Here is a 26,551-nt window from a genome sequence, read left to right as displayed (position 1 = left end):
GGTCTCTGGCCTAGTGCGCCATGCCGGTAACCGGCCCCTTGCTCTCGCGGGTGTACGAGAGCCCGAAAAAGAGGGCCGCCAGGCAGAGATAGGCGAGGGCAAACTGATAGGGCACCTGCTGCGCAAGGCCGTTCAGCGTCCAGGGCAGGTACATCGAGCCGTCGGGCATGGCTGAATGGATGATGCCGAAAAAGGAGAAAGCAGCCAGGATCAGCAGATAGAGCGCGGAGATCTTGAGTCGGCGGTCGATCAGTTCGGCGAGGAAGGCCCCCCAGAGCATGGCGGTGACGATAAAGCCGTTACCGAGAGCGGTGATGACCTGCAGCTCCGGCAAGGCCTTGCCGGGGGCGTTCATCAGCTCATGAAATTTATCCGCGGCGATCGGATCCGGTGTGCCGAGTTTGATCGCCAGTAGGCGCAGGACCGTCGGGAAAAAGGCGAAGGCGACGGCCGGGGCATGGCGTTTGGGAACGGCGTGGAAGGCCTGCATGATGATGTCGAAGGCGACGAAGACCAGGATCGGCGCGAGCACGGCGCGCGGAATCAGCTCGATGATGAAGGAGACATAGCCGAGCATGCCGCCTAGGCCGACGAAGATGCCGGTGAGCAGGGTATAGCCGGCGCGCGAGCCCATGTTCTTGTAGGCGGGCTGGCCAATGTAGGGGGTCGACTGGGCGACGCCGCCGCACAGGCCGGCGACCAGGGTGGCCACCGCCTCGGTCAAGAGAATGTTACGGGTGTTATAGTCGTCTCCGGCGACCCGGGCGCTCTCGGTGACGTTGATGCCGCCGACGACGGTGAGGATGCCGAAGGGGATGGCCAGGGGCAGATACTTGACCGCCGGAGCCAGGCCTTTGAGAAAGTCCAGCGTTGGCAGGGGCAGCCCGAGGTGCAGATTGAGCGCGGGCAGGCCCGCATAGGTGCCGCCTGCGAGGCCGAGCGGGCCAAGCAGGTAATAGACCACACTGCCGATGAGCACCGAGGCGAGGACGCCGGGAAACTTGCCGGGCAGACGGATGCCGGCGACCAGGGTGTAAAAGATCAGTCCGAGGGCGATCAAACCGACCACCGGCATGCCAAAGATGTCGATCAGCGGGGTCACGCCGATCAGTCCTAGGCCGATGCCGGCGAGCGATCCGAGCAGGCCCGCCTGGGGGACGATCTTTTGCACCCATTTGCCGAGGAAGGAAAAGATCAGCTTGATTGCTCCCATGAACATCATCGTCGCCATGCCGATGTACCAGGTCATCATCGCGGCGTCGCGCTCGGCATAGCCCTCGTTTTTCAGGCCGATGAAAGCCGGGCCGAGGACCACCAGGGCGAGTCCGATGGTCGATGGGGTATCGAGGCCGAGGGGCATGGCGGTCACATCGCTCTTGCCGGTTTTTTGGGCGAGACGGAAGGCCATCCAGGTGTAGACCAAGTCGCCGAAGAGGACGCCGAATGCGGTGCCCGGCAGCATGCGGGTGTAGACGATATCGGCGGGATACTTGAATCCGAAGATGAGGATGCCGGCGAGGAAGGAGAGCACGGTCAGGTTGTCGAACATCAGGCCAAAAAAGCCGTTGATATCCCCGGGTACAAACCAGCGGTATTTGCTTGCGTTCTTGGACATGGTTTCCTCTCGATTAATTGGTCAGCAATCCGGCGATGGCCGCGGTCATCCAGGTGGCGATGGTGCCGCCAAGCACCGATTTAAGCCCCAGCCGGGCGATGTCGCTGCGGCGGTTTTCAGCAAGCGGGCTGAGGCCGCCGATCTGGATGGCGACCGAAGCGAAGTTGGCAAAGCCGCAAAGGGCGTAGGTGGCGATGACGATCGATTTGGTCGAGAGCTGGCCGGTGGCGACAATATCGGACATCTTGAGATAGGCGACGAATTCGTTGACCGCCAGTTTGATCCCCATCAGGCTGCCGACATCGAGGGCCTCGTGCCAGGGCACGCCTATGATCCAGGCGATGAACTGGAAGACCAGACCGAAGAGCAGCTCGAGGTTGAGGGGTTTGTTGAAATGGGCCATAAGGAAGCTGTTCAGGCCGGTGGCGCTGCCGATGAAGCCGAGCAGGGCGTTGATCAGGGCGATCAAAGCGATGAAGGCGATGAGCATGCCGCCGACGTTGAGGGCGAGGCGCAGGCCGTCACCGGCGCCGCCGGCGGCCGCCTCGATGACGCTGCCGCTGCTTTTCTCCACCTTGAGCTTGACGGTGCCCATGGTCATCGGCTCGGCGGTTTCAGGGACGAGCATCTTGGCTACCACCAGGGTGGCGGGAAAGGCCATGATCGAAGCCGCAAGGAGATGGCCGGCGAAAAAGACCTGCGATTCATCCAAAGGTACACCGCGCGCTTTGGCCAGGGCTAGGCCAAGCATCTGCATGTAGGCCGCCAGCACGCCGCCGGAGATATGCGCCATACCGCTGGCCATAATGGTGTACAGCTCCGATTCGGTGAGTGAAGAGAGATAGGGGCGGATGACCAGGGGCGCTTCGGTCTGGCCCATGAAGGTGTTGGCCGCGACATCGAGAGTCTCCGCACCGCTGGTTTTCATGAAGCGTTGCATCACCCAGGCCATGCCCTGGACGATCTTTTGCATGACGCCAAGGTGGTAGAGGACGGCCATGAAGGAGGCGAAAAAGATGATCGTCGGCAGCACCTGAAAGGCAAAGATCACCCCGAGACTGCCCTCGCCGCTGCCCCTGGCCAGGGGACCGAAGACAAACTGGGCGCCGTCGGCGGCGAAGCTGAAAAGGATGACGAAGAGCCGGCTGATCCAGGCAAAGATGTCGCGGCCGGCGGTAGTCTTGATGACGAGAAAGGCGAAGAGGAACTGCAGCAGTAGGCCGGTGAGAACCAGCCGCCAGTTGATGGCTTTTTTATTGGTGGAGAAGAGAAAAGCGAGAAAGGTGACGAAGAGCAGGCCGGCGAGGCCATGCAGGATCGGGATCATACCAGGGTACTCCTTCTGCGGAAAAGTCGGCTATGGATGCGAGAATATAAAAAGAATTTTGCAGGGATGCAAAGGGTTTCCCGGAAGGGAGCAAGGGCGCAGGCGTGGCCGGGAGCGGCGCGGGAGGCGTCAGCGCGGGATGGTGGTTCGCGACCGGCTGAAGCGCGGGAGGCATCAGCGCGGATTGGGAATTGCCGACCCGGTGTACGCAAGCGGGCGGGGCTGCCAGGCCTGGCCGTCCCATTCGTCGATGACCTCCAGCCGGGCGCGGTCGGCGGGGCTGAAATCGCGCCCGAAGATATCGTGGAAGCGGGAGAGGAAATAATCCGGCAAATCGAAGAGGGCGACCGGCTCGAGGTGCAGGGAAAAACGATAGCTGTAAATACCATACTCCCCAATCTCGCCTGCGTAGGTTTTCAGCAGCCCGTGGTTGGCCAGTTGCATGCGAAAATGATCCAGGCCCAGATCGATGCGCCACAGCGCATCTCGATAGGCTTTCGGCTCAACGAACGGTGAAGCGGGAAAGCGGAAGAGCTTGAGAGGATGCGACGGGGAGATATCCGCCAAGGTAAAATATGGATCCGCCTGCGGTGAGGCCCCCGACATCTGGTTCGGATCAAAGGCCGCCAGGCGCGTCCGGCCATCCTCGTTGCCGTACATGCTAGCAATGATCTCGTTGTGCCCGTCTTCATTGATGTCGTACGCCACATAATCCGTGATATGGCCGGAATTCCAGTAGGAGCCGCAGATGCGGCCGGCGTGATCGGCCAGTACCAGCCGAGCGGTGTAATCCTGGATGGAGCCGATCGAGCAGAGGATCATCCGGGGCTCTCCCGGCCGGATCTGGACGCTGTGGACCGGCCCGGCGTAATAGGAGTCTTCGAACTCCAGACCGCTGCAAGTTTTCAGTTTTGCGCTTAATTTTAGCGGCGGCCAAAGTTCGTGTCCCCGGTCATCGAATCCGAATAAGGTTCCGAGCAGTTCTGGCCGGGAATAGTCATTGAGAGCAAAGATGACCTCCGGTCTGCCATTGCCATCCAGATCGTCGATGAGAAAGGATCCGAGACCATTGTTTTCAAATTTTGCCGGCGTCAGCGGAACGCTGAAATGATGCGACCACAGTTTCTGGCCGGAGCGATTTTCCACGATGAATTCATTCCCCGATATTTCTGCACGCGCAGGCACGCGGTCGCGCCACCACTGCAGCGCCGGGACGATGGCGAAGAGTAGCACGAGTGCAGCAGCAGCCGCCAGGGTGGCGAAGAGCGGCTTGTTGCGGGCGCGGGAGAGGGCGGCCAGGACGCGCGCCGGTGCGCGCGGCGATTGCGCGTCGATCAGGTTGCGGTCCTGCAGGGCCTGCTGCAGGGTCTCCAGCGGCTGCAGCAGCAGATGGCGGTGGGGATATCGCGCTTCGAGCGCCGCCAGCAGCGGCCAGGCCTCCGGCAGATTGGCCGCCGGCAGGAAGAGGCGTTCAGCGGGCGAGAAGAAGGCGGCGCGGAGTTTGGCGCCGAGGGTGAGACTGTCGACAGGTGTGACGCTGCCGTCGGGGCGGATGCCGCCGGTCACCGCCGCATCTGCGGCGATGCGCGCGATCGGCGCGCGGTAGTGTCGGTTGCGGCAGGCGACCCAGGCGAGCAGCGCCGCGGCGAGTCCCAGAGAGGTGCCGCTGACCTCGGCGGATTTTTCCTGCAAGGAATAGTGGACCGTATAGTAGCGCTGCGCCGTCCCGTCCGGCATGCGGGCGCGCGCCGCCAGCAGGGCATCCTGCAGGGTCCAGTGGAGGGCCTCCTGGCCCAGGGTGCCCACCCGGTTGTTGATCATGCTCTGATCGGCCTCCGCATCGCTGGGTCGCTCGCGCGCCTCGGCATGCAGCGGCAGGAGCACCCCCTGGGGATCGGTACCGCTTGCGACGAGGGTGCTGCTGTCGATGAGCAAGACCTGGGCCCGGTTGGCCGAAAAGGAGCTGGGGGCTTCCGGCCATGTATTCAGCGCGCTGAGCCATTCTTCGCGGAGCGGCGGTGCGGCCCGGCCTGCGAGGGTGCGGGCGGTTTCCAGACGCGATGAGGCGGGGGCGCTCTCCGGATTCCATTCTATCCCGGCCAGAGCGGCGGCCCGGGCGAAATCAGCAGCATAGCAGGCGTGGAGTATGGCGGCGATGCGGATGCGATGGCTGCACTGTTCGATCACGGAGAGGTGCTCGGGAGCCAGCTGCTTGAAGCGTGCGATCAGCTCGAGCCAGGCGCCGAGTTCTTCGGGATCCCGGCTGGTATCATTCAGCTCCTGCACCAGGGGTAAAAGATAGGAGCTGAACTGCACATAATAGGAACGCAGGAGCTGCGGATCGGGCCACGCATCTAGGCGGCGAAAGAAGGTGAAGAATCGGCCGCGTCGGCCCTCGAGAGAGGTTTCGCTGCGCAGATATCCGGCAAGCTGAAGGGAGTCGTTCTCGAGGTCGATAAGGGAGGGCACTGGGCTTCCGGCTGTCATGTCAATAGATCAGGAGTTTAACCATCTCTTCGCCAACGTCGGTTTGCAGCAGCGCGAGGCCATCCTGCATTCTCGCCGTGAGGATGCGTTTATTGGTCACGCCGACCACTTCGAGAGTGGTTCCCGGTTGCGTCGCCGCTTCGGGTTTGCAGGCGACCAGATAGCGCGAGCCCTGCGGCGCGTGCTCCAGGCGTAATTCGATCTGAGCCAGAGGATGGCCGGGAAGATGCATGACCTGAGGTGGTGTGCCACCCTCAGGGGGTGGGACTGTTGGAGAGAGATCATATACCCCGCGCGGGCTGATGATTTCGATTTTGCTGAAGTGTGGTTCAGGCTGTTCGCCGAAATCGATGCAGCCCTCGAGGTTGGCAAATCCGCAGAGACGATCACCATCCAGATTTACCTTGAGCCCCTGGAGCTTTTGCCCCGGTTCGGCGATGAGGTAGAGGGTGAGATGGCGGGTTTGACGATTGAAAAGCAGGCGGCCAACCACGCCGGTTTCCGCATTGGCAAAGCTGGAGACGTGATAAAGTTCGTCTGGCTGCTCCCCCTGGGCAGCCAGACGAGGTATTGCAGAATGACTCCCCAATGTTCGCGGCAGCGGCCGTAATACCATAGCCTCCCGCGGTTGCGCTGCGGCGTAGGAAGGGGAGACAGGAGTGATCAGGGACAAAGGAGAAAGTAAAGCGTGATGGAGCGTTGTGAGCGCCAGAAAACGCTCACGGCAGCGGTCGCATTGAAAGAGATGCCCCCGCTCTCTTTCAGAGACCTCTGCTTTCCCCCAGATAATGTTCTCTAGTCTTTTTTGGGCAAAACATGACATGCTTTCAACCTTGTCTATGAACGCCTGCATCCTTAATATAGGCCCGCTCGGCCGTTTTTCAGAAATTATCGATGATTTTTTCCGACATGATGCGCCGGAAAATCCGCACCATATAATCGAAAATAGCATCGATCCGGCGCGGATGGGGCATCGGCATCGCCGGCGGCCAGTGGGCCAGGATCAGGGCATGATCGCTCTCCGGCGCTTGCTCCTGCATCAGGGAACGGCTGCGGGCGACCAGGGCTTCATAGAGCGCCAGACCTTCCGCCAGAGTGAGCTTGCCGCTGCGGATATACTTTTCGATGGCCTGCCGGCGGATACGCTTCAGGGTCTGGTCGATGAGCCGGGCATAGGCGGCGTGGTCGGGCACCTCCACGGGCTGCACCACCTCGGGAAGAGGCCCTGCCGCCTGTCGATGCTGACGGATGGCATGGACGATATCAGCCACCCCGACCCAGACCGGCCGGCGGCAGTGGAGCTCCAGTTCGGATATCAGGGCGCTCAGGAGTGGCCCGGTCTGCCGGTGCGTAGGCAGCAACTGTTCGAGAAGCGCCATCAGGAGGGATCGGTCCGGCTGACAGAGCGTCCCGGAGGGCGATAGGCTGGAAAGGATATACCAGCCGGCGATATCACGTTTCAGGATCATATCGGTATTCTTCTTTGCCGCCTGGAGGATGTTGCGCCTGATTCGGGCTCCTTCAGGATCGCGCTGACGGAAATACCGGATGGCCTGCTGGTGGGTCAGGCGGATGACCAGACGGATGAGAGCGCTGTATATCTCTTCGTCGGGACGACCTGCCGAGAAATAGGGGGTGAAATAGGCGGTCAGTTTGGGGAATTGCTGCGGCGCGCTTTGCTGGAAGAACTCGGCGATGCAGTCGGCGGCCAGCAGATCATACTCCAGGTCACGCTTGCTCTGGCGCAGATGCCGGCCTTTGCGCTCCAGCAGCCGCAGATGGGCGGCGCTCAGGGACTGGGCGGCACGGACAAACAGATGCACATCGCGCTGCGAGGCGGTGCCGGTGCAAAGGCGTTGCAGCGTACTGATCAGCACGCGCATTCTGTCGTCCTGGGCTCCCATCCCATCCTTATACACGAGCGACGCTGTACAACGACTTGGTCCGCTTCACTGCCCCCAGGCGGATACTGCATGGAACAATATAAGTGTTTCAACGAAAAAACAAAATTCTTTTTTGAAATAGGATCGCTATTGCTTGTTACGTGTACTCGCTCCGCCCCAGCCCGCCTCGGGCACTATCCCCTTGACTTTTTGCCGTGAAATGTCAATATTATTAAGGGGATGCCTTGAAGAACCACCGGTATGAGAGAGGAGTAGAAAATGGGTGCAAATCCGTTAACGTTGGAGGATTGGTTGTTGAGCCTGGCACAGGAGTGGCGGCTATTGGGCTTCGCGATGATTGCGATAACCCTGGTCAGCCTGCTGATCTGCTATCTGGTGTTGAAAGCCAATCGCCCGGTCCTGGCGCATCGTTTCATGAGCCTGCCGATCTTTCTGACCATGATCCCCGGGATATTTTACTGCGTCATCCTCGCTTATCTGCTTTTCTTCGCCCAGACCAATCTCATGAGCTTGCCCCTTTTTACCTTTCTGCCGCCGTTGTGGATGGCTGTTTCACTCTATCTCTACCGGCAACTTATTGATTTTAAAAATGTTCCTGGATTCGACCGGTTGAGCGGCCTGGCCCTCTTCGTGACGGTGATTTTCGTGTCCGCCTTTCTCCTGGCGAAGCTGCGCATCATCGCCGTTTTTTGGCTCAGCCCGAAGTGGCTTTTCCCGATAGTAGCGGTGCTCTATTTCGGGTATCGACTGGCGATGCGGCGGATGCTAAGCAAGGAATAGCTGGCTCCATTGCAATTATCTAGCCGCGTGCAGTGGAGCGCGCTGCGCCTGGTGCGACATAGTGGAGCTGGCAGAGAGCTCGGGGTGAATGCGAGAGTGGCCGGGGAGCCGGCCTTCCGCTGAATTTCACTTTTGTAATGGTTTTCCCTTGCTTCGAATGCGAAAATTGATTATTATTCATTGAGGTCAGGGGAGGGGAGACCTCTATACGACCCGCTGTGTCGGATTTATTTACATTCGCTCTGCCCCTGGGGATATTAGACCTTCCTGCTGAACAAACTCTCCCTTCCATTCTAGGGTGCCGCAAGCGCCGTAATGCGCCTGTTGGTGGCATGCTGCAAAGCGGGGTTGTCTGCACCGGGACGGAGAAGATAATCCGTCATCAGCTTTGATCCCCCTGCTGCAAACCTTTCATAAAAGAGGAGGAGCACGCTATGAAAGGGAGAAGGGCGTTATTTTATCTGCTTGGACTGGTCCTGCTGTTTTCCCAGGCCTTCAGCCAGACGGCCCCGCGCATCGCGGTGACGGAAAGGGGTTATGATAATATTCAGAGTGTACTGGATGCGATGGGATCGTACTTTGCCTATTCTAATATCACCAATGCCAATCTTGCCGATCCGGGGTTTGATCTGGGGCAATTTGATGTTATCTTTATTAACTGTTCCGGCTTGAATTCCTCCTACGCCACGGCAGCTGCGTCCCGTTTGCGGAATTGGGTGAACAGTGGTGGTTATCTCTATGCCTCAGATTGGGCCTATGAGTACATTGCAGCGGCATTCCCCGGCTATATAACCTTTCCGGCATCGCCCAAGATCGGCGTCACACAAACCATAACCGCGAATGTGGAGGACGCCGGTCTGCGCTCCTATCTGGGCGCCAGTCAGATCCCCATCACCTATGATCTGGGAGGCTGGGTGGTCATCAACAGCCTGGCGAGTTCGGTCAAGACCTATCTGAGCGGCACCTTTTCCACCAGCAGTGCATCTTTGGCCAAGAGTATCAACGGTCCCGAGGACCGCCTGGCACAGAATCCCGAGCCAGGTCTCCAAGCCACGCGCACCGGACCGCTTATGGTCTCCTTCGGCTACGGTTCGGGTGGGGTATTTTACACCACCTTTCATCATCATGCCCAGGAGTCCAGTGACCAGCAGATCATCCGCTATCTGGTGCTGCGTCCGGTCGCCGATGACCTGTTGACGCAGGCGAAAAACAATCTGCCTGCCGGAGCAACCGTTACAGCAGAAATTATCGGCACGGCAAGCTTGGGCCTTACGGTCCGGTATGAAGTCCCATCCGACGCTGCTTACAGCCTCGATATCGTCCTGAATTGGCTGAGCGGCACTCTCCGGCTGGCGGTTTACCGGCCGGACGGTACCCTGACGAATACCTGGGAATCTTCGAGTCCGCCTCTGATCAAAAGCATCAGCAATGCCGAAGCCGGGACCTGGGTGTTTTGCGTGACCGGGATCAGCCTTTCCTACAACAACATCCCCACCGTCCTGATCATCGCCAAACGGCAGGGATCGGACCACATGACCCTGCTGGATCCGGTCAATGGCAAGACCAAGATCGGCAACGCGATCTGGTTTTGCTGGGCGAAATTTATCGGAGCCACCGGCTATGATATCGAAGTAGACGAGCAAAACAATTTCAGCTCCCCCTTTGCGAGCAAAACCACAGCGGATACGACGATCTTGATTACGGGAATGGCCTATGGCCAAAGCTATTACTGGAGAGTTCGGCCCCGGGATGGTACAAAAAGCGGGAAATGGTCAGAGACTCATTCCTTTACCACGATGCTTCGTCCTCCCCTGGTGATCAATGAGCCTGGCAACTATGTGATGACCTACCTGGAGAAAGGGGATCAGTTCTACTGCGACCGCGGCATGAAGATCACCGCGATTTCTACCTTCCTGAGGGGGCTGGTGACGATCAAGACCTTCAATAATGACAAATTCAATACCGATCCCGTATTGCTTTCTTGTACACTTGAAAAGGCTGCAACGGTTTATGTCGCCTGGGACCAACGCCACGTCGATACCTTGCCAGGCTGGCTGCGCAACGGCTTTGAAAAAACGGACTTGACACTCACGACCGACAATACCGACATGGTCTATTTTGTCCTCTACAAGAAAGCATACCCTGCTGGCACGGTGATTTTCGGCGGGCCGCGGGTCGATGGCGGCTATACCCGGTCCAACTATCTGGTACTGGTCGATTTTCCCGCATTGCTGCTGGATCCGGTCGCCAACAAGGTGGGCACAGGCTCCTCCGTCTGGCTGCACTGGGCACTCAAATCCAGCGCGACCGCCTATCGTGCGCAAGTTGCCGCTGATTCCTTTTTTACCGCTCCGGTTTTCAGCCAGGAGGTGAGTGGCAGTGATCGCTGCCTGGTAAGCGGTCTGGCCTGGGGCCAGAGCTACTTCTGGAGGGTGGGAGCGCGGCTGAGCAGCGGCGCGATCGAGTGGTCCGAAGCCAGAAAATTCACGGTCATGGCCGAACCCCCGGTGTCGCTGGCGGCGCCGGCAGGAGCGGTGCTTTACCGATTTCAGCCGGGAGATGAATATTTAACGGACCGGGAGTATATACTGCTGCAGATGCCTGAAGAGATGGAGAGTATGCTGGGTGCCAAGTTGCCCGGGGAGGACAAGATCAACACGCTCTCCAGCTATCTGACCTTCAGCCTCAGCACCGCGTGCAAGGTTTATGTGGCCTACGACCACCGTGGAACGACCCCGCCTGCATGGCTGTCAAGCCGCTTCACGCTCCAGGCCGGGGAGTTCCGGCTCTCGGATGAACTCGGTTCGCCCTACTATATCTATGCGGCCGATTTCACTCCCGGCACCTACTCCCTGGGCGGCAATCTCGCCAGCGGGGCTGTGGGCGCTCGCTCCAACTACTTTGTTCTATTCAAGCCCGTAGTCAGTGCGTTGACCTTGACCTACCAACAGATCGAATCGGGGGCCTTTCCGACGGTTACCTCTTATGTCAGCGTTACCGATAACGCTGGAACGCCGATCGCCGGGTTGACCACCGCCCATTTTACGGTCAAGGAGAATGGCAGCCTGCAAACTCCCATCACGGTCACTGCTCTGGGTGGCACAGCGGTGCCGATCTCGGTGGCATTGGTTCTGGACTGTTCCGGGAGCATGGCCGGACAGCCCCTCAATGATGCCAAAGCCGGAGCCAACCTTTTTGTGGATCACCTCAGCGCCGCTGACAAGGCCGCGGTCATCAGCTTCGAGTCCATTGTAACCCTGCATCAATCCTTCACCAGCAATAAAACCCTGCTGCATGCTGCGATCAATGCGCTGGCAAGCGGTAATTCGACAGCGCTTTACGATGGCATCCGCGAAGCTGTCAACCAGACCAATACCCAGAGCGGGCGCAAGGCCATCGTCGTCCTCAGTGACGGCAAGGAAAACGCCAGCGCGGATACCAGTCTCGCCCACTGCATCGATGCCGCACGCACCGCCGGTCTCCCCGTGTACACCATCGGACTTGCGGTCAATACCGCTTCTGAACAGGAGTTGCGCCGCATCGCGAACGAAACGGGCGGCCGCTATTATAGTACAGCGACCTCCGCCAATCTGTTGGAAATCTATCAGCTGATCTCGATGCAATTGCAGAATCAATATGCCATCACCCATACCTCCAGCACGCCCGCTTTTGACTGCAATCCGCGCACGGTCGAAATCAGCGTCAATTATCAGGGCAGCACCGACAGCAAAAGCCGTAGCTATCAGGCGCCGTGCGTGACCGGTCAGCCGATCGGGCCGGTTGTGGCCGCTTCCAGCCTGAACGCCTGTATGGATTTCTGGATGGATATCGTTGCCGGCAGCAGCACCGCGCCGGTGGGGAATCTCTTCGGCGTCAGCTTCGTTCTGAATTTTTCACCCACGACCTACCTCGACGTGGTCACGCCGACCGGAAGCGCCATCGTTCCGGGATCTTTTCTCGGCAGCGATGTGGTGCTGTTCCAGAATGTGGATGAGAGTGCCGGAAGCATCAGTGCTGGCGTTTCGCGGAAAGCGGGGGCAGCGGGAGCGAGCGGGTACGGCAGCGTGCTGCGTATCCACTTCAGGGTCGCATGCACTGCCCCCGAGATGACCCCCCTGAATTTCACCCTGAGTTCCATCCGGGCGATCGATGTCAACGGTGCCACGATACAACTGGCCGGCCGAAGCCTGACCCTGCTGGTCGCCAACCAGCTGCTTGTATGGCCGGGAGATGCGGACAATGACGGCGATGTGGACGAAGCGGATATCTTGCCCATCGGTCTTTACTTTGGCAAAGCCGGACAGAGCCGGCCTGGTGCGCCCGACCTGAGCTGGAAGGCGCAGCCTTGTCCGGCGGCCTGGACACCCGAGAAAGCAACCTATGCAGATTGCGATGGCGACGGTGTCATCAACCAGGGGGATGTTCTGGGTATCGGGATAAACTGGCATAAAACCCATGCGGCAGCTTTGGCGGCGTCGCTGGCTTTGGAGCCTGCGCCTCCAGTCTCTTCGCGGATCTTTCCGCTCGCCGATTCTGCGGCTGCACCGGGACAGCTGATCTACATGGCGGTTAAGGTTGAAGAGGTCCAGGATCTCTTTGGGCTGGCCTTCCAGTTGACATGGGACGACACCGAGCACGTGGAGATTGTCGGGGCAAAGCTGGGTTCTTTCCTGGGAGAGGATATTCTAGCGATTGAACCGCAGATCGATACCACCCTGCACCAGGTCAGCGTCGGGATGACACGCAAGGCGGGACAGACGGGTGTTTCCGACAGCGGGCGCGTGCTCTATGTCCGGTTGAAGATCAGCCCGGACACGCCTTTCAATTCCCGGCTCATTTTTCGCGTCATCCATGTCAAGGCGAATGATGCGGAGGGCAATCCCATCTACCTGGATACCCACAGTGATACGATCCGTGTCAATATGGCCTTCACAGCCGCCGGCGATCGCAGTCTGCAGCAGCCAGATCGCTTCGATCTGTGGCAGAATTATCCCAATCCCTTTAATCCAGCGACACTGATCACTTTTCAGGTGGCCACGCCGGCGGTCGTGGACCTGGTGATCTTTAATGCGGCAGGCCAGCGCGTGCGTTCGCTGGCGCATGCGTTGCATGCCCCGGGCATCTACCGGGCGCGTTGGGAAGGCGATAATGATGCGGGGGAGGCGGTATCGCCCGGCCTCTATATTTGCCGGATGCAAGCTGGGCGCTTCACCCAATCCATCAAGTTGATTTATCTTAAATAGGGCAAGTATTCCGGCAGGTTGCTTCCCGGATCGGGGCATGCTGCCGGAACGGAGCTGTAAGGAGAAAAAAGCGGGCGGCCTGTTCATCAACAGGCCGCCTTTTTTTTTGGGGGGGGGCTTATTCCGCCAGCCGGTAGGGCAGGTATTTAGGCTCCCACATGGCGTTCATAACCATTTGCAGGAGGTGCTCGTCATCGGCGCGGATGCCAAGACCACTGCGGCGCGCCTCTTTGGCCACGGCCAGGGCCACCTGTGCCGAAACGTAGCGGATCTTGTCGATACGCGGCAGCATCCGCCCACCTTTCAACTCCTCATCCGAGACGAGGTCGCTGAGAGCCTGGGAGGCGGCCATGAACATCTCATTGGTCACCTTGGGGGTGCCGCTGATCAGGGCGCCGAGTCCAACGCCGGGGAAGATGTAGAGGTTGTTGCACTGCGAGATCACCTTGTCCTGGCCGTTGATGTTGACCGGCTTGAAGGGGCTGCCGGTGGCAATCAGGACGTGCGGTCCGGCAGCGGCGACTGCCTGCTCGGGGGTGCACTCCGCTTTGGCGGTAGGGTTGGAGAGTGGCATGATCATCGCCTGGGGATCATTAGCGGCCATTGCTTTGAGGATTTCCTCATTGAAGGCGCCACTCTGCCCGGTCACGCCGAAGAGCACAGTGGCTTTGGCGTTTTTGATGGTCTCGAGCAGGGTGATGTGGCTGCGGTCCGCGACGCTCCAGTTCGCCACAAAAGCAGGATCCTTGGCGAACATCTGTTGCTCCTCGCTCATCTCCATCCCCTTGAGCAGCAGGCCGTCCTTGTCGATTCCGAAGATATGGTTGGCCGCCTCTTCGCGGCTCAGCCCTTCCATCATCAGACCGGTGCAGATCTGGCGGGCGATACCGAGACCCGCCTGGCCCTGACCGAACATCACGAAGCGCTGGTCGCTCAGCTTCTGTTTCTTGATCTTCATCGCCGAGAGGAGCACAGCGGTGGCTACCGAACCGGTGCCCTGGATGTCGTCGTTGAAGGAACAGATGCGCTCCTTGTATCGCTCGAGCATGCGGAAGGCGTTGCCTTTGCCGAAATCCTCCCACTGCAGCAGGGCGTGCGGGAAGTGGCGGCGGACGCCATTAACGAACTGCTCGATGATCGCGTCATAGGCTTCACCGCTGAGGCGTTTCTGGCGCAGGCCGATATAGAGGGGATCGGCGAGGAGGCTTTCGTTGTTGGTGCCGACATCGATCTGGATTGGCAGACAGTAAGCGGGGTGGAGGCCGGCCGCGGCGACATAGAGGCTGATCTTGCCGATGGGTATGCCCATGCCGTTGCTGCCGAGGTCGCCCAGGCCGAGGATGCGTTCGCCGTCGGTGACGACGATCAGTGAAATGTTGGAGAAGGGGGCGTTGCTGAGAATCTGATCGATATGATGGATGTTATTGGCGGTGATATAGAGGCCGCGGCGGCGGCGGAATAGGTGGCTGAACTGCTGACAGGCCTTGCCTACAGTCGGGGTGTAGACGATCGGCAGCATCTCCTCGAGGTGGTCGAGGATGAGGGAGTAGCAAAGCGTCTCGTTCCGGTCGAGAAGGGAAAGCATAAAAATGTATTTTTCCAGGTCATCCGGCTTGGCGCAAAAGTTCTCATAGGTCTTTTGCTTCTGGAGCTCCAGAGTGGAGATCGCCTCGGGCAGCAGTCCGCAGAGGCTGAGGCTCTGGCGCTCGTCTTCCGGGAAAGCGGTCCCTTTGTTGAAGATCGGATGCTCGGTGAGGAGTTCTCCTTTGAAAGGGACTTCAATGTACTCTTCGCCGCTGAACCGGTCGGTACGTTTCTCGTATGTCAGCATGTCAACTCCCTTCGCTAAGGTTCCGTAACCCGTGAATGTTCATCATCTCAAGTTAGCAAATCCGATGCAATCAGTCAAGCGCAACCTGCAGGATTTGCAATATTCTTCTTGCCGCTTTGATGCTCGTTCTGTATTTTACACTGGAGGGTGGAATTCCATGAAGAGGGTGAAATGTCTGTGACGAGTTTGCGTCTGATGCAGCCCGGAGATTTGCCGGGGGTCAATGTCTTGCTGGTGCGGGCGTTTTCGGCGGCGCGGCAGCAGGAAGGCATGCGCCAGCCGGAGCTGTCGCTTTGCCGGATGGAATTTTTACGTTATTATTTGCAGGAGACGCCGGAAAGCAATTGGGTGGCGGTCGAAGGGGAGCAGGTGTTGGGTGCGGTATTCGGCCATGCCGCAGGGCCGGTGGGCTGGATCGGCCCGCTGGCGGTCCTGCCGGAGCGGCAGAATCAGGGATTCGGCCGTTCACTGCTGCGGCATGCAGAGGAGGCGTTACGCATCGCGGGATGCCGTCTGATCGGTCTCGAGACCGATGCCGACAGTTTATGTAACATCGCCTTTTACAGCCGCCTGGGATTCACACCCGGCCCGATGCAGGTGGATCTGGTGCGCAGTGTCGACTCGGGCTGGCCTGGGGCGACGGACCGGGAGGTGAAAAGCTTTTCGCAACATCCCGCGCAGTTCGCGGCACAGCTGCCGGCTTTTCTGAAATCGCATGGGATCGATACCGATTATTTGGCTCTCGCACGCCGGCTCGAAGAGGCGCGGTTTGGCGACAGTTATCTGGTGCTCGCGGAGGGACAGCCGTTCTTTTTTGCCGCTCTGCAGCTGGCGCCGGTCTCGGTGCATGAGACAGCCCATGTAGGGCGGATCATGGGGCTGGTCGGTCCGCGGCGCGACGCCGCCATTTTGGATGAAATTCTGCAAACGGTGGCGGAAAGTGCCGAGTGTCGTCATCTCATCGTCCGGATCTCGACCCATTATTCCGAGATCTTGACCGGACTGTTACGACGCCGCTGGCGGCTCGCCCACGCGCATCTCCGCTTCTACCTCTTGGGTGGCGAGAAGGGTGCGGAGGAGATACTGCATCTGAACAAGTGGGATTAGCTCTTTTTTTGACAAGCTATCAATGCTTGTCAAGGTACTTTTCTATTGCAAATATGGACAATTCTTCTTATTTTCGCAGGCGAGAAAACCGGCAGGAATATATTTTGGGAGGAATGATGGGCAATGCGCTTGAGGTAACGGATGCCACCTTTGCCAAGGAGGTTCTGGAATCGGACAGCCCCGTTCTTATTGATTTCTGGGCGGTCTGGTGCGGCCCCTGCAAGATGATCGCTCCGATCGTCGAGGAAATCTCGATTGAAAAAGCGGGCAAACTCAAGACGTGCAAGATCGACGTGGATCGTAATCATCAGGTGGCCACGCGCTATGGCATCCGCAGCATTCCCACCTTGCTGCTTTTCAAGAATGGCGTGGTAGTGGAACAGATTGTTGGGGCGGTTTCGAAATCGGCTCTGTTGGGAAAGATCGAACCGCATCTCTAGGATGGACTTTTTGGAAAATACCTACGCACTCATCATGGCCGGTGGCGTGGGCACCCGCTTCTGGCCTAAGAGTCGCAAGTCCCTTCCAAAACAATACCTCAACCTGTTGGGCGGGGAGACCCTGATCCAGACCGTCAGCCATCGTCTTCAGGTCCTCCTGCCGGCGGAGCACATCTTCATCATCTCCACACAGGGTCAGTTTCCGCTGCTCAAGGCGCAACTGCCATGGCTTCGCCCCTCCCAATTGATCCTTGAACCTTTCGGCAAGAACACAGCCCCTTGCATCGGACTTGCCGCCTTGCATCTGGTTCGTCATGATCCCCAGGCCATCATGATGGTTCTGCCGTCGGACCATCTGATCTCGGATTCTGAAAAATTTGCCCGGCTGTTGCAGGAGGCGGTGGCGGTCATCCGTACGAATCCGGAGGCGCTCGCAACCATCGGCATCGAACCGGCCTATCCGGCCACGGGCTATGGCTATATCCAACGCGGCGCGCCCCTGGAGGCCGCCGGAGGCAAGGTCTTCCGCGTCCGGGCTTTTGCAGAAAAGCCCGATTATGAGGTGGCGCAGCAGTTCATTTCCAGCGGTGAATTTCTCTGGAACAGCGGCATTTTTGTCTGGCGGGCGGCGAATATTCTCCATTGCATGGAGGACCTCATGCCGGATCTCTCCGCCGGGCTCAAGGAGATCGACAAGGCCATCGGCACGCCCGATGAAGCGGAAGTGACCGAGCGCGTCTATAAACAGATACACAGCGACTCGATCGATTACGGCATCATGGAACATGCCAGCAACGTCATTGTGCTGGAGGGGAATTTTGGCTGGAGTGATGTCGGCAGCTGGGAGGAGGTCTACAAGATCTCGCCCCATGATGCAGAGGGCAATGTCCTGGTCGGCGATCCGATCGTCCGCAATTGCCGGAACTGTTACATCGACGCCGGCGGGCGGGTGGTTGCGGCGATTGGCGTCGATGATCTGATCATCGTGAATACGCCGGATGCGTTGTTGATCTGCCGGAAGGACCAATCGCAGGATGTAAAATGGGTCGTGGAAAAATTAAAGCACAGCGGCCAACACGGAGTGCTTTAAATATGAGCGAGGAGGAGACCCTCTTCGCTCTGGAAACCCTGGCCAAAACACTCGACGTCGAAGTACGCTATGAAAAGGGGGATTTCAACGGGGGATTATGCCGGATCGATGACAAGACGATCCTGCTGATGCAAAAGGCCGATCCGCTCTATCGCAAGATAAGCATATTGGCGCGCGAACTGGGGACCTGCAACCTTGAATCCATTTATATTGTTCCGGCGCTGCGCACCCTGATCGAAGAGGAAGTCGCCTCTACACAGTCCGCCGGCAACGAGAGCTGACGGGCATTCTGTCCGCCTTGCAGCCGCTTCTTGATTCAGATCCATAACCTCGCAGGAGGAAGCTTATGCACAGATCCGAGTTGGCCAGGTATTTCAAGGATAACCTCTTCGTGGCCGGGCTGAAATCGAGCACCAAGGAGGCGGCGATCGCCGAGCTGCTCGATATTTTTGTCCAGGAGAAGTATATCCGTAACCGCGACATCGTCCTGGAAATGCTGCATCAGCGGGAAACTCTGGGCAGCACCGGCATCGGCAAGGGAGTGGCCATCCCCCATGGCAGAACCACTGCCGCTGCGGATGTCCTCATTGCCTTCGGCAAATCGGATCCGGGGATCGATTTTGACGCCATCGACGGCAAGCCGGTCCATCTTTTCTTCATGGTCATTGCGCCGCCCAACGATGAGGGCAATGTCTACCTGCCCATCCTCGGCTCTCTGGTGACCATCCTCAACGAAAAGGCCAACCGCGACAAGTTGATGAAAGTGGCCAGCTTTACTGATTTCATGTCGATAATCACGGGAGAGTGATGGATGATTAAAAAGGATTTGGAACTTTTGGTTTCGCTCCAGGATATCGACCTGATGATCGAAGAGGTCGGAGATGTTGAAAAGCTGGGTTTTTCCGTCACCGGCTACATGGAGCTAAAAAAGGCACGGGAAGAACTCGCGGCCAATATCAGTAAGCCGCTGCTTTCTCGCTACGAGCGCTTGCGCGGCAAACTGAAACGGGCCATCGTCCCGGTCAAAAATGACATCTGCCTTGGCTGTTTTTTGCGCCAGCCCACCTCGATCGGGGTCAAGGGGCGCGAGGATGAGCAGATCTTCACCTGCGAAAACTGCGGCCGGATGCTCTACTGGCTCGATTGACCCCCTGCATCGCTTCACCACACGCGAAGCCGCTGGGACAGGCGATACAAAAAAGGCCACTGAAAAAGTGGCCTTTGTATTGTATCCCCTTCCACGACTGCCGCAGCGCTCAGATGATCCCCAGCTTTTTCCCCATCTTGCCGCAGATCTCCAGGACCTTGTCGAGCTCTTCATCGGTGTGCGTGGCCATGTAGCTGGTGCGGATCAGCGAGTGGCCGGGCGGAACAGCCGGGCTGATCACTGGATTGGAGAAAATGCCGGCCTCATACAGAGCCTTCCAGAAATTGAAGGTCTTCTCATCATCGCCGATGAGCAGCGGAATGACGGGTGTCTCACTGACGCCGGTGTTGAAGCCGAGCTGATGATAACCTTCGCGCATTTTTTTGACATTCCTCCAGAGGCGCTCGCGGCGTTCGGGCTCCTTGATCAGGATGTCGAGGGCGGCAATCACGGTGGCGACGGCCGCCGGCGGGGGACTGGCCTGGAAGATGAGGGCGCGGGCGGTATGCTTGATAAAATGGACGACCTCTTCTGGGCCGGCGATGAAACCGCCGATGGAGGCGAAGGATTTGCTGAAGGTTCCCATGACCAGATCCACTTCGTGCTCCAGGCCGAAGTGTTCCGCCGTGCCGCGGCCATGGGCGCCGAGTACACCGAGGGAATGGGCATCATCGATCATGATGCGGGCACCGTGCTTCCTGGCGACCTTGACCATCTCGGGCAGCTTGACAATGTCCCCGCCCATGCTGAAGACCCCATCGCTAACGATCAGGACCCCATGGTCCTTCTTGTTGTTGCTGAGAACGCGGTCGAGATCGGCCATATCCTGATGGCGGTACTTCAAGGCACGGCCGAAGGAGAGGCGGGTGCCGTCGACGATGCTGGCGTGGTTTTCGCTGTCTCCCACCACCAGATCGCGGCGCCCGACGAGTGCGGAGATGACCCCCTGATTGGTGGTGAATCCCGTCGAAAAGATCAAGACCGCTTCTTTTTTCATGAAATCGGCCAGACGGCTTTCCAGCTCTTCATGGAGCGCCAGGGTGCCGTTGAGAAAGCGCGAGCCCGTGCAGCCTGACCCGAATTGCTCGATGGCGTTCATGGCGGCCTTTTTAACCCGCGGATCTTGGGTGAGCCCGAGATAGTTGTTGGAGCCGATCATGATCAAGCGGTGGCCCTTGATCATGACTTCGGTGTCGGCGCCGGAATCGATGGCTTTAAAATAGGGATACCATCCCTGTTCCATGGCCTCGCGGGCGCGGGCAGATACGGTCGCCGATTTGCATTTGTCAAACAAGTCTGCCAATTCGTGTGCCTCCGTAATTTGGCGAAAATGGTTATGACCCGGTCCCGGTCGGATTAATAATAAATATGGACGGTGTAAATGATTATATCAGGAAGGATGCTGGTCTGCAGCGGTCAGCAGATAACCGCCAAGTCATGGGTATTATGCTGATTTGTTAAAATATAGCCATTGCTGGGAAGAATGTCAAGATTAAACTGTCAGTGGATACCCCGGGATATCGCTCCCAGCCCACGCCTCGTGCTCCCCTCATTTCGTTTTCAGCTGGGTGAAACATTGCTGTGGAGTAGACATGCGCTCCTGCGCTTTTTCTTGGAATTCGCGATAAAATGCATTAACTTTTCTATTCTAATGGAGAAACGGAAAAATGAAGGTTCTCGTCACCGGAAGCAACGGATTCATTGGCAGCACCCTGGTGCAAAAGCTGGTCGCCATGGGGCACCAGGTGCGCTGCCTGGTGCGCCGCACCAGCGACCGGACCTGGCTGCAGGGGTTGCCGGTGGAGTATGTCGAGGGGGATTTGAACGATGCTGCGGATCTCGATCGATGCGTGGCGGAAGTAGACCGGGTCTATCATCTGGCCGGTGTGACCAAGGCGCGCGATGAGGCGGGCTATCTCCGGGGGAATTACGCGGCGACCTGCCATCTGCTTGAGGCTTGCCGTGCAGCCGGCCGACCGGATGCGCGTTTCATCTACGGTTCCAGCCAGGCGGCGGCCGGACCGAGCGGGGTTTCCGGCGCAGTGACAGAGAGCGATCCACCACAGCCGATCTCGCTCTATGGCAAGGCCAAGCTGCGCGCCGAGGCGGCGGTGCTCGAGTATGCCCGGGAGCGTTTTGCCACGATCGTGCGCCCCCCCTCCGTATATGGCCCACGTGAACGCGATATCTTTGTCTACTTCAAGGCGGTGGCCCGCGGCGTGCTGCTGCTCCCGGGAGATGGCAGCCAGAGGATCAGCCTGGTCCATGTCGACGATCTGATCGATGGGATCCTGCTCGCGGGTGAGACGGCGCAAGCGCGCGGCCGGGTCTATTTTCTCAGCAGTGATGAGCCTTGCGACTGGCGTACCTTTGGCGCGGTCATCGCCCGGGCCTTGCATAAAAAACCCCTGGTCCTGCATGTGCCCCTCGGTGTGATGTCGCCGGTTGCCTTCTTCAGCGTGCTCGGCAGCAGACTGACGGGCAAACCGGCCCTGCTCAATTGGGACAAGGTGGCGGAGATGCGGCAGCACAGCTGGGTTTGCAGCAACCTTCGTGCTCGCGACGAACTGGGTTTCCGGCCGCAGGTCGGACTCGAGGCCGGGATTGCGGCGACGGCAGCCTGGTATCAGAAAGAGGGATGGCTGTAACCGGAGCGGGCCGTCAATGTTGCGCCCCGTTTTCGATGAGTTGGCGGATGTGGCCTCGGATCTCTGCGCAGAGGGCGGCGCTGTCGGGGCGGGCGGTGGTGCTGACATAATAGTGGGCGGCCTGCAGGTAACGCATCATGTGATCCTGATCGATGCGGCTGTGGTAGCGATAGACGCGGTTGAGGACATTGAGACGGCTCATCTCGACCCCCTTGCTTCCGAGCGGCGTCATCAAGGTGAATTCGTTACGCGGCGAAATGATCTCCTGGTCCAGCAGACCCTGATCGACCAGACCGCTGAGCACCCGATGCAGATCCTCAGCGGTGAGTTGCAGCAGGGGATCCAGATCCTTGTAGATATCGTGCTCGGTCGGCTTCTCCATTTTCCAGACGGCGCAGAGCGCGGCCATCTCTTCGCGGCTCGGCATCTTGCGGATTCGCGGCGGCCGAACCTTGTCCTTGTTCAATGCCTTTTGGAGAGCCTGCACCCCTTTGGCAGCCAGTGCGCCGAGGTCGACCGGCCCCTGGTTCACACCGCTGCGGCGTCGCTGCTCCTCGGCGGCGCGGTCGGTATAGGCACCGGGATTCCAGGTGAGCCGTTCCATGGGAAAAGGCGCCGGCCGCCTGGGCTTGCGCTCTTCGCGATAGGGGGCCAGCGGAATGGGAACCGGAAAAAAGTAGGGGACCGAATAGCTGGCGACCTGGGGTGCACCCGCTACGCTGTCGGCTATGGCGAGCAGGCTGTCCAGTTCGGCGGGCCAGACGATGGTCTCGGTGGCAGGTACGGCCGTTTCGGGCAGGACGATTTCGGGAGCCTGGGCCGGGGTTTGCTGCTGGCGTTCGCGGCGTTTGATGTGCACGGCACCATCTCCAGCGGTCACCCGGGGCAGGGCAGGCTCGGGCATCCTAGGAATCGGCAGTTCAAAGAAGGCCACATCCGCGGTCTCTTCAGCTGCCGGCGGAGCGGTTTTGAAATGCCAGTAATAAAAAAAAAGGCCCAGGCCGAAGTGAAACAGGGCGGAGAGAAGCACGGCCAGCCGGAGTGTGTGTGAATTCATAGAGGGTGAACCATAACCAATCGCTTGCTTCCAAGAGATCACAGATGCGGCAGCATTCCACAGGGATTTTCCGGGGTGTTCGGGCCTTGATAATACGCCTGCCCGGAATGAAAGTTCCGGCATAGCCGCCAACCCTATAATGTACAGCATAGAAACCATTAATCAAACAGTTTTAGCGGAGTCCCATGGAATCTTTCCTCCTGGTCATGACCACCTGTGCCTCCCGCGAGGAGGCCGCGGCGCTGGCTGACAAGCTGCTCAAGGTGCGGCTGATCGCCTGCGCCAACATTATCCCCGGGGTGCATTCCCTGTTCCACTGGCGGGGCAAGATCGATCAGGCCGATGAAGCCATCCTGCTGGTGAAATGCCGCAAGCGAGTCTTCAAGGATCTTGTGGAGTGGATTCAGACCCACCACAGCTACGAGGTGCCGGAGATCCTCGCCCTGCCGGTTGTGGACGGCGCAAAGGAGTACCTCGAGTGGTTGGAAGAGGAGACCCGGTTTACCGAATTTGATATCTAGGAGCGCGCATGAGCCGATCCAAACACCCGCTCGCCACGCGGGTGGCCAATCTCGAGCCCTCGGGAATCCGCAAAGTCTTCGAGATCGCCAGCCAGCATCCCGAATATATCAACCTCTCGATCGGTGAACCCGACTTTGACATGCCGATGTTCCTCAAGGAGGAGGGGATCAAGGCGATCCTTGCCGGCTACAACCGCTACACCCCGACGCGCGGCATTCCCCAGTTGCGCCAGATCGTGGCCGATCAGCTTGCCGCCGATGGCATCCGTTTCGGCGACCTCATCATCACGGCCGGCGCCACCGGAGCGCTGCTCCTGAGTGTTCAGGCGCTCGTCGATCAGGGCGATGAGGTGATCGTGCCCGATCCCTACTTTGTCGCCTACCGCAACCTTGTCTACATGTCGGGCGGCAAACCCGTCGCTGTCGATACCTATCCCGACTTTCAGATCCGGGCGGCGGCCATTGAGCCGCTGATCACCACTCGCACACGAGCCTTGATTCTCAACAGTCCGAACAACCCCACCGGCATGATCTACAGCCGGGCGGAGCTGGAAAAGATCGTCGCACTCGCCGACCAGCACGGCTTTTACATCATCTCCGACGAGGTCTATACGCCGTTCATCTATGAAGGGCACTACACCAGCCTAGGCCATCTCACCGGTGAGGCCATTGTCATCAACAGTTTTTCAAAAAGCGCAGCCATGACCGGGTGGCGGCTGGGTTATGTCTCCGGGCCCACGGAGGTGATCGACAAGATGGCGATGCTGCAGCAGTACGCCTATGCCAGCACCAACTCGGTCGCGCAGTATACCGCCCTGCGCGCCTTTGAGGTCGATTATAGCGAACAGCGCGGCAATTATCAGCGCAAGCGCGACCTCTGCTATGAAATGCTGGTGCAGAGCTATGCCGTGCTCAAGCCGGCGGGAAGTTTTTACATTTTTCCGCAGGCTCCGGAGGGGAACGCCTCGGCCTTTTTCCAGCGCGCCCGGGAGGCCGGCGTGCTGATCATCCCCGGCAAGGATTTTTCGCATCGGGACACCCATTTCCGCATCTCCTTTGCGGTGGCGGACGAGGTGCTGATACGCGGCATGGAAATATTGCTGGGTCTGGCCTGAAAATGAAACAATTCTCGAAGCCCGGCAGTATAGGGGGATATGGAGTGCTCGGATTCTACACATGGCGCGATGCTCGCGGTCCTGGCGGAGGCTGTTGAGCGGATTTGCGCTGCGGAAGACCTGGCCGGAATAGCTGCGGCGGCGCTGACCGGCGCTACGAAGCTCCTCTCTTGCCCGTCGCTCTCCTTTGCCGCCTTCGAACTGCCCGGCCTCAACCTGCTCCTCCAAGAGCAGCGCGGCCCGGCGCGCGGCCTCCGGGCCGCTCCGCGGCTCGAGCGGAGCAGGGATCTGGCCACCAGTCTCGGAGAGGGCGCGCAGCTCCTGACCCGGGCGGAAGGCCCGGATGAGGCCTTTTACGTGCTGTACGAACCGCCGCCGGACGGTGGCCGGCCACCCTGCGAGCTGCGCATCCCCTTTTACCTGACCTCGAACACCCTCTGCATCCTGACCCTCGGTAAAAAAGAGTCCGGCACCGATTATACCCCTGCGGATATCGACGCCCTGCGCGTTCTGGTCGCGCTGCTGGGCAGCGGCGCGCACGGTCGCTCTCCCCTCGGCGCAGCAGGATTTTCGCGAAGGTTTCCCGGCATCTGGAGCGCTCACCCGCGGCCGGAGAGCGCGTTCCAGCTGCTGGGGGAGTCGGAGTCCATCGTCGCCCTGCGCGAAAAGATCGCCCAAGTCGCACCCACCGAGGCTTCGGTCTTGATCCGGGGGGAGAGCGGCACCGGGAAGGAGCTGGTGGCGCGCGCCATCCACCAGCAAAGCCGTCATGCCGGCCGGGAGATGGTGATCGTCAACTGTGCCGCCCTGCCGGAGCCGCTGGCCGAGAGCGAATTGTTCGGCCATGAGCGCGGGGCCTTCACCGGGGCGGTCGCGCTGAAAAAGGGCAAGTTCGAGTTCGCGGATCAATCCACGCTCTTCCTCGACGAAATCGGCGATCTGGATTTGACCATCCAGGCCAAGCTTTTGCGTTTTCTCCAGGACGGGATCTACCAGCGCGTCGGCGGTCAGCAGAACCTGCGCAGCCGGATTCGCCTGATTTCGGCCACCAACAAGGAACTCCAGAGCAGCATGAACGCGGAGCGCTTTCGCAGTGATCTCTATTACCGCATCAATGTGGTGCAGATCGACCTCCCGCCCTTGCGGGATCATGCCGAAGACATCCCCCTGCTGGCGGAATACTATGCGCGCTATTTCGCCCGCAAGTATGGCAAGGCACATCAGCGTCTGCATCCAGCTATTAGCGCCTGGCTTCAAGCGTGGCCCTTTCCCGGCAACGTGCGGGAGCTCATCAACATCGTCGAACGTATGATCATCCTCGGCAACGGCTCCTCCGCCCTGGCGACGTTGCCAGCGTTGCCTCACGCTATGTCCTCGCCGCATCTCACTTCCCCCCAGAGCCTGGATGCTCTCGAAAAGGCGTATATTCAGTCCGTCCTCGCGGAGACTCGATGGAACAAAAGCGCCACCGCCCGCATCCTTGGCATTGCTCGTAAGACCCTGCGTGAAAAAATCGCGCGTTATCATCTGCAGTGATTGTGCCGGCGCGCCGCTGGTGCTCCTGCATGCTCTGGTACGAAAGGTGCCAGGCGGGGGATTTGTACCAGAGATCCGTGCGCCAGGCCCTTTGCTAGCTCGATGAGGAGACCATAAAAACAAGGTTATGGATCGTTGCTGCTGTGCCATCCTTTGGCATGGACTTTGCAAAAGCAGTGTTGAAAACCGCAGTCAAGATCCTTTTGCGGGTCTATTAGGAGTAATGAAGGGAGGCGCGCCATGAAACGTAATCCAGTTTTCCAGGTGATGGTAACCGTTATGATCGTCGCCCTGGTCACGGGCGGATCGCTGGCGCTCGCCGCTGAGCAGACGGCGGCTACGGCGCAAGAGATGGTACCGCACGCTGTGGTTGCGGCGAAGATTCTGCCACAGCTGAAGAATGAAAATCCCGAGGTCCGGGCGGCCATGGCCCGTCTGCTCGGCGAGATGTGCTGCAAGGATGCGGCCAATGCCCTGGTGGAATTGATGAAGTCCGATAAGGTGGCGGGTGTGCGGATGATTGCCGCCAACGCCCTGGCGAAAGCCAAGGAGTACCGGGTCATCGTCGAAATCCGTGAGCAGGCACAGAAAGATCAAAATAAAACCGTGCGCACGGTCCTGAATGCGATCGCCGATCAAATGGAGCGGGAGAAGAGTCTGGCTTCGAGTTGATCCTGTTCACACGCTCCGGAATCCGGGCCGG

The 26,551-nt window shown here is 59.1% G+C and carries 21 protein-coding genes; 13 read left to right on the top strand and 8 right to left on the bottom strand.

The genetic code is table 11. The features are described from left to right. Positions 1–10: 10 nt before the first annotated feature. The 5 genes from PLH32_08370 to PLH32_08350 all read right to left on the bottom strand — a co-directional run bounded on the left by PLH32_08370 (position 11) and on the right by PLH32_08350 (position 7,312). Complete coding sequence (locus tag PLH32_08370) at positions 11–1,615, bottom strand: hypothetical protein (GenBank protein HQJ64612.1); 1,605 nt, start codon at positions 1,613–1,615, stop codon at positions 11–13. 13 nt (positions 1,616–1,628) lie between these two features. Beyond that, positions 1,629–2,942, bottom strand: a complete 1,314-nt coding sequence (locus PLH32_08365) for a nucleoside transporter C-terminal domain-containing protein (GenBank protein ID HQJ64611.1) — start codon at positions 2,940–2,942, stop codon at positions 1,629–1,631. A gap of 174 nt (positions 2,943–3,116) precedes the next feature. Continuing rightward, complete coding sequence (locus PLH32_08360) at positions 3,117–5,411, bottom strand: hypothetical protein (GenBank protein HQJ64610.1); 2,295 nt, start codon at positions 5,409–5,411, stop codon at positions 3,117–3,119. 19 nt (positions 5,412–5,430) lie between these two features. Next, complete coding sequence (locus PLH32_08355; protein HQJ64609.1) at positions 5,431–6,045, bottom strand: hypothetical protein; 615 nt, start codon at positions 6,043–6,045, stop codon at positions 5,431–5,433. A 265-nt stretch (positions 6,046–6,310) separates the two neighbouring features. Next, positions 6,311–7,312: a hypothetical protein gene (locus PLH32_08350; protein ID HQJ64608.1), complete on the bottom strand. Its 1,002-nt coding sequence runs from the start codon at positions 7,310–7,312 to the stop codon at positions 6,311–6,313. 312 nt (positions 7,313–7,624) lie between these two features. Between PLH32_08350 and PLH32_08345 the strand changes: the two genes are divergently transcribed. Further along, complete coding sequence (locus PLH32_08345) at positions 7,625–8,113, top strand: hypothetical protein (GenBank protein HQJ64607.1); 489 nt, start codon at positions 7,625–7,627, stop codon at positions 8,111–8,113. 434 nt (positions 8,114–8,547) lie between these two features. Then, positions 8,548–13,356 (top strand): VWA domain-containing protein, encoded by a 4,809-nt coding sequence (locus PLH32_08340; GenBank protein ID HQJ64606.1) that lies wholly within the window; start codon positions 8,548–8,550, stop codon positions 13,354–13,356. Between the two features lie 118 nt (positions 13,357–13,474). Here PLH32_08340 and PLH32_08335 read toward each other — a convergent pair whose 3' ends face one another. Continuing rightward, positions 13,475–15,187: an NAD-dependent malic enzyme gene (locus tag PLH32_08335; protein HQJ64605.1), complete on the bottom strand. Its 1,713-nt coding sequence runs from the start codon at positions 15,185–15,187 to the stop codon at positions 13,475–13,477. Positions 15,188–15,358: 171 nt separating this feature from the next. Between PLH32_08335 and PLH32_08330 the strand changes: the two genes are divergently transcribed. The 6 genes from PLH32_08330 (at position 15,359) to PLH32_08305 (ending at position 18,971) form a co-directional block, all read left to right on the top strand. After that, on the top strand, positions 15,359–16,294 hold the full coding sequence (locus tag PLH32_08330; protein HQJ64604.1) for a GNAT family N-acetyltransferase: 936 nt from the start codon (positions 15,359–15,361) through the stop codon (positions 16,292–16,294). Positions 16,295–16,410: 116 nt separating this feature from the next. Beyond that, positions 16,411–16,734, top strand: a complete 324-nt coding sequence (trxA, locus tag PLH32_08325) for a thioredoxin (protein HQJ64603.1) — start codon at positions 16,411–16,413, stop codon at positions 16,732–16,734. Between the two features lie 10 nt (positions 16,735–16,744). Beyond that, positions 16,745–17,824 (top strand): mannose-1-phosphate guanylyltransferase, encoded by a 1,080-nt coding sequence (locus PLH32_08320; protein HQJ64602.1) that lies wholly within the window; start codon positions 16,745–16,747, stop codon positions 17,822–17,824. Between the two features lie 2 nt (positions 17,825–17,826). Then, positions 17,827–18,105: a hypothetical protein gene (locus tag PLH32_08315; GenBank protein HQJ64601.1), complete on the top strand. Its 279-nt coding sequence runs from the start codon at positions 17,827–17,829 to the stop codon at positions 18,103–18,105. A gap of 65 nt (positions 18,106–18,170) precedes the next feature. Then, complete coding sequence (locus PLH32_08310) at positions 18,171–18,632, top strand: PTS sugar transporter subunit IIA (GenBank protein ID HQJ64600.1); 462 nt, start codon at positions 18,171–18,173, stop codon at positions 18,630–18,632. Positions 18,633–18,635: 3 nt separating this feature from the next. Then, positions 18,636–18,971, top strand: a complete 336-nt coding sequence (locus PLH32_08305; GenBank protein ID HQJ64599.1) for a hypothetical protein — start codon at positions 18,636–18,638, stop codon at positions 18,969–18,971. A gap of 109 nt (positions 18,972–19,080) precedes the next feature. Here PLH32_08305 and PLH32_08300 read toward each other — a convergent pair whose 3' ends face one another. Next, positions 19,081–20,274, bottom strand: coding sequence for a pyridoxal phosphate-dependent aminotransferase family protein (locus PLH32_08300; protein HQJ64598.1), 1,194 nt, complete (start codon positions 20,272–20,274; stop codon positions 19,081–19,083). 364 nt (positions 20,275–20,638) lie between these two features. Here PLH32_08300 and PLH32_08295 point away from each other — a divergent pair, with 364 nt between their 5' ends. Further along, positions 20,639–21,619 (top strand): NAD-dependent epimerase/dehydratase family protein, encoded by a 981-nt coding sequence (locus PLH32_08295; GenBank protein HQJ64597.1) that lies wholly within the window; start codon positions 20,639–20,641, stop codon positions 21,617–21,619. Between the two features lie 13 nt (positions 21,620–21,632). Here the strand turns inward: PLH32_08295 and PLH32_08290 are convergent, their stop codons facing one another. Then, positions 21,633–22,676: a hypothetical protein gene (locus tag PLH32_08290; GenBank protein HQJ64596.1), complete on the bottom strand. Its 1,044-nt coding sequence runs from the start codon at positions 22,674–22,676 to the stop codon at positions 21,633–21,635. A gap of 185 nt (positions 22,677–22,861) precedes the next feature. Here PLH32_08290 and cutA point away from each other — a divergent pair, with 185 nt between their 5' ends. From cutA to PLH32_08270, 4 genes are all read left to right on the top strand, one after another. Further along, entirely contained in the window at positions 22,862–23,197 is a 336-nt protein-coding gene (cutA, locus tag PLH32_08285; GenBank protein HQJ64595.1) for a divalent-cation tolerance protein CutA, read from the top strand. 8 nt (positions 23,198–23,205) lie between these two features. Beyond that, positions 23,206–24,312: an aminotransferase class I/II-fold pyridoxal phosphate-dependent enzyme gene (locus PLH32_08280; protein ID HQJ64594.1), complete on the top strand. Its 1,107-nt coding sequence runs from the start codon at positions 23,206–23,208 to the stop codon at positions 24,310–24,312. A 39-nt stretch (positions 24,313–24,351) separates the two neighbouring features. Next, entirely contained in the window at positions 24,352–25,848 is a 1,497-nt protein-coding gene (locus tag PLH32_08275; protein ID HQJ64593.1) for a sigma-54 dependent transcriptional regulator, read from the top strand. Between the two features lie 240 nt (positions 25,849–26,088). Further along, on the top strand, positions 26,089–26,520 hold the full coding sequence (locus PLH32_08270; GenBank protein ID HQJ64592.1) for a HEAT repeat domain-containing protein: 432 nt from the start codon (positions 26,089–26,091) through the stop codon (positions 26,518–26,520). The last annotated feature ends 31 nt before the right edge of the window (positions 26,521–26,551 follow it).

The sequence above is a fragment of the bacterium genome (assembly GCA_035419245.1).
Lineage (GTDB): Bacteria > Zhuqueibacterota > Zhuqueibacteria > Residuimicrobiales > Residuimicrobiaceae > JAKPUX01.
The sequence above is the reverse complement of the archived record's forward strand: the minus strand, read 5'-3'. Positions and strand labels throughout refer to the sequence as shown.

Coding starts and splice junctions, on each gene's coding strand:
- PLH32_08290 (HQJ64596.1), bottom strand. CDS start 22,676: ATGAATTCACACACACTCCGGCTGGCCGTGCTTCTCTCCGCCCTGTTT.
- PLH32_08330 (HQJ64604.1), top strand. CDS start 15,359: ATGTCTGTGACGAGTTTGCGTCTGATGCAGCCCGGAGATTTGCCGGGG.
- PLH32_08365 (HQJ64611.1), bottom strand. CDS start 2,942: ATGATCCCGATCCTGCATGGCCTCGCCGGCCTGCTCTTCGTCACCTTT.
- PLH32_08275 (HQJ64593.1), top strand. CDS start 24,352: ATGGAGTGCTCGGATTCTACACATGGCGCGATGCTCGCGGTCCTGGCG.
- PLH32_08340 (HQJ64606.1), top strand. CDS start 8,548: ATGAAAGGGAGAAGGGCGTTATTTTATCTGCTTGGACTGGTCCTGCTG.
- PLH32_08280 (HQJ64594.1), top strand. CDS start 23,206: ATGAGCCGATCCAAACACCCGCTCGCCACGCGGGTGGCCAATCTCGAG.
- PLH32_08315 (HQJ64601.1), top strand. CDS start 17,827: ATGAGCGAGGAGGAGACCCTCTTCGCTCTGGAAACCCTGGCCAAAACA.
- PLH32_08310 (HQJ64600.1), top strand. CDS start 18,171: ATGCACAGATCCGAGTTGGCCAGGTATTTCAAGGATAACCTCTTCGTG.
- PLH32_08350 (HQJ64608.1), bottom strand. CDS start 7,312: ATGCGCGTGCTGATCAGTACGCTGCAACGCCTTTGCACCGGCACCGCC.
- PLH32_08295 (HQJ64597.1), top strand. CDS start 20,639: ATGAAGGTTCTCGTCACCGGAAGCAACGGATTCATTGGCAGCACCCTG.
- PLH32_08270 (HQJ64592.1), top strand. CDS start 26,089: ATGAAACGTAATCCAGTTTTCCAGGTGATGGTAACCGTTATGATCGTC.
- PLH32_08370 (HQJ64612.1), bottom strand. CDS start 1,615: ATGTCCAAGAACGCAAGCAAATACCGCTGGTTTGTACCCGGGGATATC.
- trxA (HQJ64603.1), top strand. CDS start 16,411: ATGGGCAATGCGCTTGAGGTAACGGATGCCACCTTTGCCAAGGAGGTT.
- PLH32_08335 (HQJ64605.1), bottom strand. CDS start 15,187: ATGCTGACATACGAGAAACGTACCGACCGGTTCAGCGGCGAAGAGTAC.
- PLH32_08355 (HQJ64609.1), bottom strand. CDS start 6,045: ATGGTATTACGGCCGCTGCCGCGAACATTGGGGAGTCATTCTGCAATA.
- cutA (HQJ64595.1), top strand. CDS start 22,862: ATGGAATCTTTCCTCCTGGTCATGACCACCTGTGCCTCCCGCGAGGAG.
- PLH32_08305 (HQJ64599.1), top strand. CDS start 18,636: ATGATTAAAAAGGATTTGGAACTTTTGGTTTCGCTCCAGGATATCGAC.